At 73.2% G+C, this 12,547-nt stretch carries 10 protein-coding genes; 7 read left to right on the top strand and 3 right to left on the bottom strand.

Annotated elements, in window-relative coordinates; all coding sequences use genetic code 11:
• The first annotated feature begins 2 nt into the window (after positions 1–2).
• From Dsi01nite_RS43425 to Dsi01nite_RS43405, 5 genes are all read left to right on the top strand, one after another.
• Positions 3–668 carry a hypothetical protein gene (locus Dsi01nite_RS43425; RefSeq protein ID WP_203852285.1) on the top strand — a complete coding sequence of 222 codons (666 nt, stop codon included), beginning with the start codon at positions 3–5 and terminating at the stop codon, positions 666–668.
• Positions 669–686: 18 nt separating this feature from the next.
• Positions 687–2,630: a sensor histidine kinase gene (locus Dsi01nite_RS43420; RefSeq protein ID WP_203852284.1), complete on the top strand. Its 1,944-nt coding sequence runs from the start codon at positions 687–689 to the stop codon at positions 2,628–2,630.
• A 168-nt stretch (positions 2,631–2,798) separates the two neighbouring features.
• Positions 2,799–3,437, top strand: coding sequence for a response regulator (locus Dsi01nite_RS43415; protein ID WP_203852283.1), 639 nt, complete (start codon positions 2,799–2,801; stop codon positions 3,435–3,437).
• Positions 3,438–3,540: 103 nt separating this feature from the next.
• Entirely contained in the window at positions 3,541–5,337 is a 1,797-nt protein-coding gene (locus Dsi01nite_RS43410) for a GMC oxidoreductase (RefSeq protein WP_203852282.1), read from the top strand.
• Between the two features lie 18 nt (positions 5,338–5,355).
• Positions 5,356–6,003 (top strand): YgjV family protein, encoded by a 648-nt coding sequence (locus Dsi01nite_RS43405; protein ID WP_203852281.1) that lies wholly within the window; start codon positions 5,356–5,358, stop codon positions 6,001–6,003.
• Positions 6,004–6,075: 72 nt separating this feature from the next.
• Here Dsi01nite_RS43405 and Dsi01nite_RS43400 read toward each other — a convergent pair whose 3' ends face one another.
• Complete coding sequence (locus tag Dsi01nite_RS43400; RefSeq protein WP_203852280.1) at positions 6,076–6,804, bottom strand: TetR/AcrR family transcriptional regulator; 729 nt, start codon at positions 6,802–6,804, stop codon at positions 6,076–6,078.
• A 141-nt stretch (positions 6,805–6,945) separates the two neighbouring features.
• Here Dsi01nite_RS43400 and Dsi01nite_RS43395 point away from each other — a divergent pair, with 141 nt between their 5' ends.
• Together Dsi01nite_RS43395 and Dsi01nite_RS43390 are read left to right on the top strand one after the other, a co-directional pair.
• Positions 6,946–9,159, top strand: a complete 2,214-nt coding sequence (locus tag Dsi01nite_RS43395; RefSeq protein ID WP_203852279.1) for an MMPL family transporter — start codon at positions 6,946–6,948, stop codon at positions 9,157–9,159.
• A gap of 103 nt (positions 9,160–9,262) precedes the next feature.
• Positions 9,263–10,072 carry a hypothetical protein gene (locus tag Dsi01nite_RS43390; protein ID WP_203852278.1) on the top strand — a complete coding sequence of 270 codons (810 nt, stop codon included), beginning with the start codon at positions 9,263–9,265 and terminating at the stop codon, positions 10,070–10,072.
• Here Dsi01nite_RS43390 and Dsi01nite_RS43385 read toward each other — a convergent pair.
• The gene (locus Dsi01nite_RS43385) at positions 10,053–11,114 is read right to left on the bottom strand and encodes a carbohydrate kinase family protein (RefSeq protein ID WP_203852277.1); all 1,062 of its coding nucleotides are present in this window, start codon (positions 11,112–11,114) and stop codon (positions 10,053–10,055) included. The genes Dsi01nite_RS43390 and Dsi01nite_RS43385 overlap by 20 nt on opposite strands.
• Positions 11,115–11,117: 3 nt before the next feature.
• Complete coding sequence (locus Dsi01nite_RS43380) at positions 11,118–12,494, bottom strand: condensation domain-containing protein (RefSeq protein ID WP_203852276.1); 1,377 nt, start codon at positions 12,492–12,494, stop codon at positions 11,118–11,120.
• Positions 12,495–12,547: the final 53 nt, after the last annotated feature.

Raw genomic sequence — 12,547 nt, 5'->3', positions numbered from 1 at the left:
CCATGGACAACGTGAACAAGGCAACCAGGGCCTGGGCCCTGACCGGCGCCGCCGGAGGGCTCATCGGGCTCGTCGGGCTCTTCCTCGGCGCGAACCTGACCGCCGACGTCGGCGACGGCATCAAGGACAACGCCCAACTCGTCGCCGCGATCGCCGGGCAGCGCGATCTCGTCTGGCTGTACCAGGTCAGTTGCGTGGCCGCGGCGGTCTGCCTGGTCGTGTTCGCCGCCGGGTTACGCCGGCATCTCGCGGTGCAGGAGCCGGCCGGCAGCCTCGTGCCCGCGGTCGCGGCCGCCGGGGTGGGGCTGGTCGCGGCCGCGACGCTCATCGGCGGTGGCATCTGCACCGAGCTGTACTGGGCGCTCGGCGAACCCGACCGCTGGGACCCCGACACGATCGCGGCGATGGTCGAGGTCTACAACACGGTCCCCTGGCTGTGGGCGGGCGCCGGGCTGGCCGCCGCGGCGGTCGCCGTGGGCGGGTTCCGGCACGGGTCGGTGAGCCGGTGGCTGGCGGGCGTCAGCGTCCTGCTCGCGCTGCTCGTCGCCGCGACCCAGGCGTTCCCGGCCCAGTACGGCGCGCTGTTCCCCGGCGCCCTGTGGGTCATCGTCGCCGGGCTCGGCCTGGGTGTGGGCGGGACAATGTCCCGCGACGGCGGGACACCGTGATCGTTAGGGTCTGAGGCGATGCACCGTGCAGCCTGGGCCACCCTCGCCGTCGCGGGCGTGGCGGGCTGGCTGGCCATCGGCAACGGCGCCCCGCCCGCCGGCGTCAGCCACCTGCTGTCCGTCGCCGCCTGCGCGGTGGCGGGCGGGCTGGTGCTGCGGCAGCGGCCGGCCAACCCCCTCGGCCGGCTGCTGCTGCTCGGCGCCGCGGGTTTCGCGCTCCTGGAGGCGTTCGGCCAGTACGCGATCCGCGGCCTGCCGGGCGCGACCGCGGCGGCGTGGCCGCAGACCTGGCTGTGGGTGCCGGCGAACCTGGCGCTCGCCGCGCTGCCCGCCTTCTTCCCCGGCGAACGGCCCGGGAAGTGGATGACCCGGGCGCTGTGGGCGGTCGCCGCGCTCGGGGTGGTCGCGGCGGTCACCGGGGCGCTGCGACCCGGGCACAACGACCAGGTCGGCCCCGACGGCCTGCCGAACCCGATCGGCGTCGCCGGGTTCGAGACAGCGGCCGGCGTCGCGGAGGCAGGGTTCACCGTCAGCGCCGGGGTGCTGTTCGTCGCCGGCGCGGCCGGGGTCGTCTTCGAGGCGGCCACCGCGACCGGCGCGAGACGGGCCCGGGCGCGCTGGCTGGCGTACTCGATCGGGCTCGTCGCGCTCGTCGTCGTCGGCCGGCTCGCCGCCGGGCTCACCGACGGGGACCCGGATCGGATCTGGCCCGCCGAGGCCGGCTGGTGGGACCTCGCCGGCAGCGTCTCCCTCGCGTCCGTCCCGGCCGGCATCGGCGTCGCCGTGCTGCGGCACCGGCTGTTCGACATCGACCTGCTCATCAGCCGCACCGCGGTGTTCGTCGTGCTGACCGGCGGGGTCGGCGGCGCGTACCTCGTCATCGTCGGCTACCTGGGTGCCTCGTCCGTGGTGGCCGCGGTCGCCGCCGCCCTCGTCTTCGGCGCGGCCCGCCAACGGTTGCAGCGTCGCGTGAACCTGCTGGTGTACGGCGAGCGCGACGACCCGTACACCGTGCTCACCAGGCTCGGCGAGCGGCTCGCGCAGGTCCAGGATCCCCTGGCCGTCCTGGCCACGAGCACCGCCACCGTCCGTGAGGCGCTCCAGCTGTCCTACGTGCGCATCGACGCGGACGGCGGGCGCACCGCCGAGACCGGCACCCGCCCCGCGCACCCGGCGCGCCTGCCGCTCGTGGCCGGCGGGGTCACGGTCGGCGAGCTGCTGATCGGCCCGCGCCCGGGCGAGGCCGCACTCGGCCCCCGGGACCTGCGGCTGCTGACCGACGTGGCCCGGCACATCGGCCCGGCCGTGCAGGCGGGACGCTACGCCGCGGACCTGCAGCGGTCCCGGGAGCAGCTGGTCCAGGCCCGGGAGGAGGAGCGCCGCCGGCTGCGCCGGGACCTGCACGACGGGCTCGGCCCGACCCTCGCCGGCCTTACCATGCGCGCCGAGGCGGCCCTGGCACTGGGCGCCGGTGCGGCCGCCGCGCCGCTGCTGGAGGAGATCGTCCGGGACGCGGAGACCGCCGTCGCCGACGTGCGGCGGCTCGTCGAGGGACTCCGCCCGCCGGCCCTGGACACGCTCGGGTTGTCCGGCGCGCTCACCGCCCACCTGGCGGGCTGGCCGGCCGGTGGCCCGCAGGTCGACGTCAAGGCGCCGACCGACCTGCCGGCGCTGCCCGCGGCGGTGGAGGTCGCCGCGTACCGGATCGCGATCGAGGCCCTCGCCAACGCCCGCCGCCACGCCGGCGCCACCGAGGTCCGGCTGGTGTTACGGCTGGACGGCGGATGGCTGCGCCTGTCGGTCACCGACAACGGGCGCTTCCCCACGGCGACCGGAACGGCCGGGGTCGGCATGCACTCGATGCGCGAACGCGCCGCCGAGCTCGGCGGCACCCTCGACGTCACGGCAACGGAGACCGGCACCACCGTCAGCGCCCAGCTGCCGATGGGGGAGGAAGCATGACCGGCCAGCGAAGCGTCTCGGGCCGGTCATCATGTGGCAGGTTTGGGGCAGGCTGTCGCCGGAGCGCAGCGGAGGTGGCGGGATGACCGGCCAGCGAAGCGTCTCGGGCCGGTCATCATGTGGCAGGTTTGGGGCAGGCCGTCGCCGGAGCGCAGCGGAGGTGGCGGCATGACCGTGCGGGTGCTGATCGTGGACGACCACGCCCAGTTCCGGGCCGGGCTGCGGGCGCTGCTCGCCACCGCCGAGGAGGTCGAGGTCTGCGGCGAGGCGGCCAGCGGCGAGGAGGCCCTCACCGCGCTGGCCCGGCACCAGCCCGACGTGGTGCTGCTCGACCTCGCGATGCCCGGCATGGGCGGGATCGCCGCCACCCAGCGGATCCTGGAGACCAACCCGCACGTGCGGGTCCTGGTGCTGAGCATGGCCGACGACGACGACTCGGTCTTCGCCGCGCTGCGCGCCGGGGCCCGCGGCTACGTGCTCAAGGGCGCCCGGCGGGTCGAGATCATCCGCGCGATCCGGGTCGTCGCCGACGGCGAGGCGATCTTCGGCCCGGCGATCGCGACCCGGCTGATGGGCTACTTCGCCAGCGTCGACCGGGAGCCGCCGGCCGCCACCATCCCCGGCCTGACCCAGCGCGAGCACGAGATCCTCGCGCTCGTCGCCCAGCACCTGACGAACCCGCAGATCGCCGCCCGGCTCGGGCTGAGCCAGAAGACGGTCCGCAACCACGTCTCCAACATCTTCGCCAAGCTGCGGGTCGCCGACCGGGCCCAGGCGATCGACCTGGCCCGAGAGGCCGGCCTGTGATCATCTATTCGCCGGTTCCGCGGCGGTGCCGCCGGTAGGCTCGCTGGTGCCGGCTCCCCTTCTGGTTTGGACCTCGACCCACCATCGGAGGAGGTCTCAGCCCATGCACACCGCAGCCTCGACCCCGAACGCCAACTACGGCTACCCGGTCCCCGGTCCGCAGCAGCCGACCGGACAGAACGTGATGGACAACGTCTTCTTCGTCGGCGCCGACGACTGGGACCGCATCCGCGCGCAGGAACGCTTCGACCACATCGTCATCGGCACGGGCCCGTGCGGCCTCGCCTTCGCCGAGCAGGTCCTGCAACGGCGGCCCGACGCCAGGATCCTGATGCTGGAACGCGGGACGTTCTTCCTCGCCGAGCACTTCCAGAACCTGCCGCTGCCCTACGAGCAGACCCTGGGCGGGCTGTCCGAGACGTTCCCGTGGACGCTGTCGTCGCGGACGGTCAACGGCAAGCACATCCGCTGGCAGCACGGCATGGTGCCGTTCGTCGGCGGCCGGTCCATCATGTGGAGCGCATGGTGCCCACGGCCGACGGAGGCGGAGATGGCCGGCTGGCCACGGCCGGTCATCGACGTCGCCCACGAATACTTCGAGTCGGCCGAGCGCCTGCTCAACGTGGTGTCCGCCAACAACATCGACAGCGGGCCGACAGCGCCGCCGCCCGGGTACCGTCCGATCTTCGGCGTGCTGCAGCACCGGCTCACCGAACGGCTCGGCGCCGAGCTCGGCCGGATCCCGGCCGCGACGCGGGTCATGGCCGCGCCCCTCGCGGTCGGCGCCCCCGACCTGCACGGCCTGGACTTCGACAAGTTCGCCACGCCCGGCCCGCTGCTCGGTCTCGTCGACCGGCAGCACAAGCTCGCCGTCGAGGGGCACGGCAGCCCGCTGCACATCCTCACGGACTGCACCGTGCGGCGGATCGTGTCGCAGGACGGCCGGGCGACCGCCCTGGACACCAGCCGGGGCATGGTCACCGTCGGCGACGCCGATGTCGTGCTCGCCATGGGCACGCTGCCGCCGACCACCCTGATGCTCAACTCGTTCCCGCAGCTGGAGCGCCCCGGCGAGCGGTTCACCGCGCACTTCATCACCGCCGTCGTCGCCAGGGTGCCGCGCCAGGACTACCCGTACCACGGCGAGATCGGCGACCTGGAGCTCGGCGCGATCTACCTGGCCGGCCTCGACGAGCGCAGCCAGGGGCAGTTCCACGTGCAGCTGACCGTCCTCTCGGACCGCGACCCGCAGCGCAACGCGCAGACCGCGGCCCGGCACATGCCCGACGTCGTCGCGACCGCGACCCCCGAGCAGCTGCGCTCCTCGACCGACCACGTGGTGTTCGTCTGCGCGGTCCTCGGCGAGCTCGACGCCGACAACCCCGACAACTGGCTGCACCGGCACCCCGACGGCCCCACCGCCGCGGACCCGACCAGCAACGTGCTGCTCCAGGTCGTGCAGAACGACCGCGACGCCTCCACCTGGGACACGATGGACACCGCGACGTTCGCGATGCTCGAGGAGGTCCTGTCGATCAAGGGCCCGGACCGGGTCGAGTACTGGCACGTCGACCCCGACGGCCGGCACGGCCGCTGGCTGCCGCAACGCCCGTCCACCGAGCAGATCCGGGTCCCGGCCCTGGTCCACGAGGGCTCCACCATGTGGATCGGCGAGCACGACGACGCCCCGGTCGGCCTGGACTACCGGCCCCGCGGCGTCGACAACGTCTACGTCACCGGCGGCTCGCTGTGGCCGCGCGGCGGGTCGTGGAACCCGACGATGACGATGGTCGCGCTCGCCCAGCACCTCGCCGATCTGCGCACCGACGAGGCGAAGAACCGGGTGCGCGACCCTTACGGTTCCCTCGAACAGCGGCACACCCCGTACACCATGTCCTAGGGCATCTATCCTTCAGCGGTGGACTGGCTCGATTACCTCGGCTGGGCCGGCTCGGCGGTGCTCGTCTGGTCGCTGTCCCAGGCCCGGATCCTGCGGCTGCGGGTGCTGAACCTGATCGGGTCCGTCGTCCTCGTCGTCTACAACGCCGCGTTGAGTGTCTGGCCGATGGTCGGCCTCAACGTGGCGATGACCGGCATCAACGCCTATCACCTGTACAAGATGCTGAGGACCCGCCACGACGACGCGACGTACACCGTCGTGCAGGTCGGCACCGACGACACGTTCCTCGCCCACGTGCTGCGGGTGCACTGGGCCGACCTGGCGAAGTTCAACCCGTCGTTCCGCTTCGACGACGCCCCCGACCGGGCCGCGTTCCTGACCATGCGCGGCGACGAGGTGGTCGGGGTGCTGTTCCTGCGCCCCGCCGGCGACGGCGTCGCCCAGATCGAGCTCGACTACGTCACGAAACGCTTCCGCGACCTCAGCCCCGGCGAGTTCGTCTTCCGCGACAGCGGCCTGCTCACCAGCCGGGGCTACCGCCGCGTGCTGACCCCGCCGGGCATGGTCGCCCCGTACTACGGCCGGCTCGGCTTCCAGCGCCACGGCGATCACTACGAGCTGGAGCTGTCTGCGCCCGATCAGGCAGGGCAGCGCGGAACCGCCTGACCTGACGCACTCAGGAGCCCTTCGGGGCGGGCAGCCCGGCCGACCTCGGCGGCCTGCCCGCCTGAGCGTGGCTCAGGAGCTTTTCGGGGCGGGCATGCCGGCGGCCTCGGCGGCGAGGCGGGCCTGGCCGTCGAAGAGGGCGTCGCGGCCGGCCTCGTCGATCCAGTCGAAGTGCCCGTAGGCCTCCAGGCAGGCGAAGCCGTGCAGCGTCGACCAGGTGTGCAGCATCGCCTGGAACGTCTCCGCGGGGATCTCCGTGGCGAGGTGCTGGTTCTTCTGGTCGGCGCAGGCGGCGATCGCCGGGTGCACGTCGCGCAGCCGGGGCGGGGCGAGCACGCCGAGGTCGATGGCCTCCACGAACAACAGGGACAACTGTGACATCGCCCGCTGGGCGGCCTCGGTGGTCGGGCCGTCAACCGGGGCGACGTAGCCGGCTACGGGCAGGCCGAAGATGAGCGCGAACTGCTGGGGCTCCTGCCGCGCCCACTGCCGGTAGGACCGGGCGATCGCGAGGAACCGCGCGCCGATGTCGTCGGCCGGGACGGCGTCGCGCGCCTCCGCCACGTAGCGGCCGACGTCGTCGTACGCGTCGGCGATGAGCGCACTGAGCAGTTCGTCGCGGTCGGCGAAGTAGCGGTACAGCGCCGGCGGCGTCATCTCCATGGCCCGGGCGATGTCGGCGAAGCGGATGTCGAGTGTGCCCGTCTCCCGCATGTGGGTGAGTGCGGTGAGCTTGATCTCGTCGATGGTGGCCGCCCGCGCCTTCTCACGTCGTGGTGCCGACCGCGCTGGCGTGCTCATGAAGTCCTCCAGATGACCGTTGCGTTAAGCATCGTTACAGACGTGAAGCCGCTTGACAAGTGATGCTGCGTCGTGTTGGTTAATAGTCGTAACGCTACTGATGCCCATTTACCCTTGAGCCCAAACAAGGCGGGGAACCCCATGACCGAACAGAAACCCCAACCGGGTCCGCTCGGGCGCCTCGCCCGGGTGGCGTACCGGCGCCGCGGCCGGACGATCATCGCCTGGGTCGTCGCGCTCGTCGCGGCCGTCGCGCTGTCCATCAACTTCGGCGGCGAGTTCGCCGCCGACTACTCCGCGCCGGGCTCGGACTCCAAGCAGGCGCAGCAGCTGCTCGCCGAGCGCTTCGCGGCCCAGTCCGGGGCAACCGTCACCGTCGTGGTCCGCGCCGGCGACGGCGTCGAGGGTGCGAAGAGCGACGTGCAGGCCCTGCTGGCCAAGCTCGCCACCGCGCCGCACGTGGCCGGCGTCGCCGACCCGTTCCAGAACCCGGGCGGGATCTCCGCGGACGGCCGCACCGCCGTCGCCGACCTGCGCCTGGACTACGTCAACCCCGACGACATGCCGATCGAGGACAGCCAGCGGCTGCTCGACATCGCCGGCGAGTTCGACCGGGACGGCCTGGTCGTCGCGCTCGGCGGGCAGAGCATCCAGCGCGCGGAGCAGGGCGAGATCGGCTCCGAGGGCATCGGCCTGGCCGCCGCCATCATCATCCTGCTGCTCATGTTCGGCTCGGTGATCGCCGCCGGCCTGCCGGTCCTCGTCGCCGTCGCCGGCCTCGCCGTCAGCAGCACCCTGACCGGCCTGCTGATCCGCTTCGTCGACGCGCCCGACTGGTCCACCTCCCTGGCCACGATGATGGGCATCGGCATCGGCATCGACTACGTGCTGCTGATGGTCACCCGCTTCCGCGAGTGGCGGGCCGCCGGCCTGGACCCCGAGGCCGCGACCGTCGCGACCCTGGACACCGCGGGCCGCTCCGTCATGGTCGCCGGCAGCACCGTCGTGGTCAGCATGCTCGGCCTGTTCGCGATGGGCCTGTCCTTCATGCGCGGCGCCGCCCTCGTCACCATCCTCGGCGTCGTGGTCGTCCTGGCCGCCAGCGTCACCCTCTTCCCGGCGCTGCTGGGCTACCTCGGCAAGCACGTCGACCGGCTCCGCCTCCCGCTCGGCCGCCGCGCCGAGGTCACCGTCGCCGCCGGCGGCCACGTCGAGCCCGGCCGTGGCTGGCTGCGCTGGAGTGGTCTGATCCAGCGGCACCGGTACGTGTCCGCCCTGCTCGGCGTCGCCATCCTGCTCGCGCTCGCGGCGCCGTTCCTCGGCGTCCGCTTCGGCTTCCCCGACGCCGGCAACAACCGCGAGGAGACCAGCACCCGCCAGGCGTACGACCTCGTGGCCAAGGGCTTCGGCCCGGGCGCCAACGGGCCGCTCGTCGTCGCCGTCCAGCTGCCCCGCGCCGGCGACAAGGCCGCGCTGGACAAGCTCGCCGCGACGCTGCCCGGCGTCGACGGGGTGGCGGCCGCCATGCCCGCGCAGCTCAACCAGGACGGGACCACCGCGGTCATCACCGTGCTGCCGCGCACCGGCCCGCAGGACGCCCGCACCGAGGACCTCGTCGAGCGGCTCCGCGACACGCTGCCGCAGACCCTCGCCGGCACCGGCGCCACCGCCCACGTCGGCGGCATGACCGCCACCGCCATCGACAGCACCGCCAACATCGCCCGGCGGATCCCGCTGCTCATCGGCGGCGTGGTCCTGCTGTCCATGCTGCTGCTCCTGGTCTCCTTCCGCAGCGTCGCCGTCGCCGTCAAGGCGGCCGTGATGAACCTGCTGTCCGTCGCCGCCTCCTACGGCGTCATCGCACTGGTCCTGCAGGGCGGCTGGGCCGGCCAGCTCATCGGCATCGACACCGAGACCCCGCTGCCGGCGTTCATCCCGGTGCTGATGTTCGCGGTGCTGTTCGGCCTCTCCATGGACTACGAGGTGTTCCTGGTCAGCCGGATGCGCGAGGTCTGGACCCGGACGCACGACAACGGCCGCTCCGTCACCGACGGCCTGGCCGGCACCGCCCGCGTCATCACCGCGGCGGCCGCCATCATGATCGCGGTGTTCGCCGCCTTCATCCCCAGCCCCGACCTGGTCCTCAAGGTCATCGGCGTGGGCATGGCCGCGGCGATCCTGCTCGACGCGACCGTCGTGCGCCTGCTGCTGGTGCCGGCCGTCATGCACATCCTCGGCCGGGTCAACTGGTGGATGCCGCAGTGGCTGGTCCGGGTCCTGCCCGAGCTGCACGTCGAGGGCAAGGCCCACGAGCACCTGCCGGCCGAGCCGAAGGAACTGGTCACCACGAGCTGACCGACGCGCGAAAGGGGGTGCTCCGGCACCCCCTTTTTGTACTCAGCCGGTTGTGAGTAGTGGCACGCATCCACATCGGGCTCCGGAACGGCAGAGTGTGCGCATGCATGCTTCGCGTCTCATGGTCCGGTGGTGGGCGACGGTCGTGGTGGGCGCCGCGGCCGCGTTGCTGTTCGCCTGGCTGGGCCGGGTGGCGGGGGTCTCCCCGCAGACCCTGGTGACGATCGGCGCCGGCCTCGCCGCGCTGATGTGGACAATCGTGCTCGTCACCTGGCCGTGGAACCTGTACTTCGACGCGCGGCAGGTCACCGCCGAGAACGCGGTCTCCCGCGAGCGTGGCATCGCCGTGCCGGAGTCGCGGGACGAGGAGGCCCGGCGGATCGCGCGGTGGATGCTGCGGTTCGCGATCGGCGGGCACCTCGGCACCGCCGCCGTCACGGCCGTGTTCGCCGCCGTGTCCGGCGAGCTGACCGGGTACTACCTCGCCGGCTTCTACCTGCTCTCCACGCTGGTGCGGCCCGCGGTCGCCTACTTCGGGCACCTGCGCGACCGGATCACCTCGCTGCGCCGGGACAGCACCCACCCCCGCGACGACGTCGTGACCCTGACCGCGACCGTGACCTCGCTGACCGAGGCCGTCGAGAAGGTCCAGCGGGAGCTCGACGAGGCACGCACGGCCGCCGCCGACGACCTGGCGAACCTGCGCCGGCAGGCGACGACCGACCTGACCCGCCTGGAGGACGCGCAGGCGGCCGACCGGGCCGCCGCCCGCGACCGCGACGAGGCGCTGAAGGCCCGCATCGAGCACATGGCGCGCCGGATCGAGGGCACCCTCGACGGGATCAGCGACCACCAGGAGCTGCTGACCGGCATCCGGGCCCTGGTCCGGATGATCAGGACGGACCCGGCGTAGCCCGCTCGTGCCAGGCGGCCAGCACGGCCGGGAAGTCGGGGTGGCCGCCGTCGGCGAGGTGCTGCAGCTTGTGCCGGGCCAGGGCCATGCCGAGGCGGACCCCGTCGTACAGGTGGCTGCCCTCGGCGAGCGCGGCGAGGACGCCGGCGGCGTAGACGTCGCCGGCGCCGGTCGCGTCCAGCACCAGGTCCGCGGTCAGGAACTGCTGCGGGTGGAACCGGGCGCGCAGCAGCGGACCGGAGCGGGTGAACGTGGTGACCCCCGCCGGGCGTTTGACGTGCACGACCCGGCCGGGCCGGCCGACCCGCAGGATGCGGTCCGCGGCCCAGGTGTCGTCGCCGGTCGTGCCGAGCGCCTGCAGCTCCCGCTCGTTGAGCAGGACGTGGTCGGCCATCCCGGCGAGGGCCGCGACCGGGGCCGAGTGGCTCGCCGCCCACACGTGCCCCGGGTCGAACGACAGCACCGTCTCCGGGCTGCGGTCACGGACCGCGGCGAGCACGTCGGCGAGGACCGCCGGGGTCCGCGCGTCCAGGAACGACGTCACGTGCACGATCCTCGCCGCCGACAGATACTCCACGACCTCCTCGAACCGCGACTCCAGGTGCTCGGCCATCCGGTCGTTCGCGCCCGGATGGACCAGCAGCGTCCGCTCGCCGTCCTCGACCAGCGACAGGCAGACGCCACTGAGCTCGCCGGGCACGACACGCAGGTGCTCGGTGTCGACGCCGAGACGGTGCAGCCGCTCCAGGATCGGGGCGCCCGGCACCGGCAGCCGCCCCGCCACGCCGACGTAGCCGAGCCGCAGCCCGGCGCCGGTGTGTGCGAGCGCGGCGACCGTGTTGTACGCGGACCCGCCGACCGCGACCCGGACCGCGGCGGCGTGGACCGTGCGCATCGCCGCGTCCACCGTCGCCGCGCCGACCCGGCACTCGGCGCCCCAGTCGACGCCGCCGCGCAGCAGGTTGCGCGCGGCGGCCGAGACCGGGGCGATCGAGTCGAAGTTGAGCGCACCGACGCCCACGACGTCGAACCGGAAGCCCATCCGCTACCCGATCGGTGCGGCCGCGCGGGCCCCGACGCGGGTCGGCGCGGCGGGTTCGAAGGCCGCCTCCACCGCGACCCGCTCCATCTCCAGCGCGAGGGCCACGATGTCGGCCGGGGCGAGCCGGTGCGTGTCGGCGCAGATCGTCACGTCGACCGCGTCGGGCGCGGCGTCGACGCTGATGTTGAGCGCGGCGTCCAGCACCTCGACCTTCCGGTTCCACCAGCTCGTCGACCGCGGCAGCGCGTCCGCCAGCTGCCGCCGGGTGGGCAGCTCACCGTCGTCCGGCGCGCCGTCGCGGGACTGCCGGTCGTTCACGATGATCGAGAAGTCCACGTCGCCGCGGTCGCCCCGCACCCGCTCCAGCAGCGCGGTCAGCGCCACGGGGTCGAAGTGCCCGTGCATGTACGCGTTCGTCGCCGCGGTCCACGCCCGCCCCACCACCTCGTCGAAGGTCGTGTCGGCGACGTCGACGGCGCAGATGCTCAACTGGGCCAGCTGGCTGACCGAGTCGGCGCAGCCCGGCCGGAACCGGTTGCTCACCACCAGCTGCGCGACGCTCGGGCTGCGTCCGGTCAGCCTGGCCAGGCCGACGGCGTAGGCGGCGAGGACCACGTAGCCCACCCCGGCGCCGGTGCGGTGCGCGATCAGCCGCATCGCCAGCTGCATCGCCGGCGAGCGGTGCGTGATCTCCCAGTACCGCGGCGTCTGCGGATCACCGGACCAGCCGAAGCGCTCCGCCGGAATCGTGCGCAGCAGGTGCTCCCAGTGCCGCAGCGACTTCTCGCTCTGCCGCCGTCCCGACGGGGTGTCCTGCTTCGCGGCGAGCTCGAGCGGGGTCAGGCCCGGCACCGGCGCGGTCGTCGTCCCGGTCGCGGGGTCCAGCTCCGCCATGTCCCGCACGATCGCGTCGATGCCGAACCCGTCGACGGCCACGTGGCAGTACAGCACCACGACGTGAGTGACCTCGCCGCCGTGCCGTACCACACCCATCCGCACCGGCCACTCGGTCTCGTAGGCGAACGGTTCGGCCTCGTATCGCCGCCGTAGCTCCTCGGCGGCGGCCGCGGGCTCCTCGTCGGTGTCGACGACCTCGAGGGGCAGCTCGCCCGCCTCGGACACGACCTGCCGGGTGACGCCGCCGGGCTCGAACCGCAGCCTGGTCCGCAGCGCCTGGTGGCGGCTCACCAGATACCGCAGCAACGTCTCCATGGCCGGCACCGACGTGCCGGCCGGCATCGGCACGGTCCCGCCGATGTTCATGCTGAGCCCGGTGTCGCGCATCGTCTGCCAGATCCCGAGCTGCGCCCACGTCAGGTCGGCGACCCCTGCGCCTGTTCCGCGGAACGGCACGAGGATGCGACTTGTGCTACTGCCCATCGCTATTCCCTTCTGAGACCGCCCATGGAAATTGTGGGCGTGCATCCGAAGAT

This window comes from Dactylosporangium siamense (assembly GCF_016862795.1).
Lineage (GTDB): Bacteria > Actinomycetota > Actinomycetes > Mycobacteriales > Micromonosporaceae > Dactylosporangium > Dactylosporangium siamense.
The sequence above is the reverse complement of the archived record's forward strand: the minus strand, read 5'-3'. Positions and strand labels throughout refer to the sequence as shown.

What these genes read in the sequence shown, in the direction of transcription:
- Dsi01nite_RS43395 (WP_203852279.1), top strand. Translation starts at nt 6,946, where the DNA reads ATGACCGAACAGAAACCCCAACCGGGTCCGCTCGGGCGCCTCGCCCGG.
- Dsi01nite_RS43390 (WP_203852278.1), top strand. Translation starts at nt 9,263, where the DNA reads ATGCATGCTTCGCGTCTCATGGTCCGGTGGTGGGCGACGGTCGTGGTG.
- Dsi01nite_RS43415 (WP_203852283.1), top strand. Translation starts at nt 2,799, where the DNA reads ATGACCGTGCGGGTGCTGATCGTGGACGACCACGCCCAGTTCCGGGCC.
- Dsi01nite_RS43400 (WP_203852280.1), bottom strand. Translation starts at nt 6,804, where the DNA reads ATGAGCACGCCAGCGCGGTCGGCACCACGACGTGAGAAGGCGCGGGCG.
- Dsi01nite_RS43385 (WP_203852277.1), bottom strand. Translation starts at nt 11,114, where the DNA reads ATGGGCTTCCGGTTCGACGTCGTGGGCGTCGGTGCGCTCAACTTCGAC.
- Dsi01nite_RS43425 (WP_203852285.1), top strand. Translation starts at nt 3, where the DNA reads ATGGACAACGTGAACAAGGCAACCAGGGCCTGGGCCCTGACCGGCGCC.
- Dsi01nite_RS43420 (WP_203852284.1), top strand. Translation starts at nt 687, where the DNA reads ATGCACCGTGCAGCCTGGGCCACCCTCGCCGTCGCGGGCGTGGCGGGC.
- Dsi01nite_RS43380 (WP_203852276.1), bottom strand. Translation starts at nt 12,494, where the DNA reads ATGGGCAGTAGCACAAGTCGCATCCTCGTGCCGTTCCGCGGAACAGGC.
- Dsi01nite_RS43410 (WP_203852282.1), top strand. Translation starts at nt 3,541, where the DNA reads ATGCACACCGCAGCCTCGACCCCGAACGCCAACTACGGCTACCCGGTC.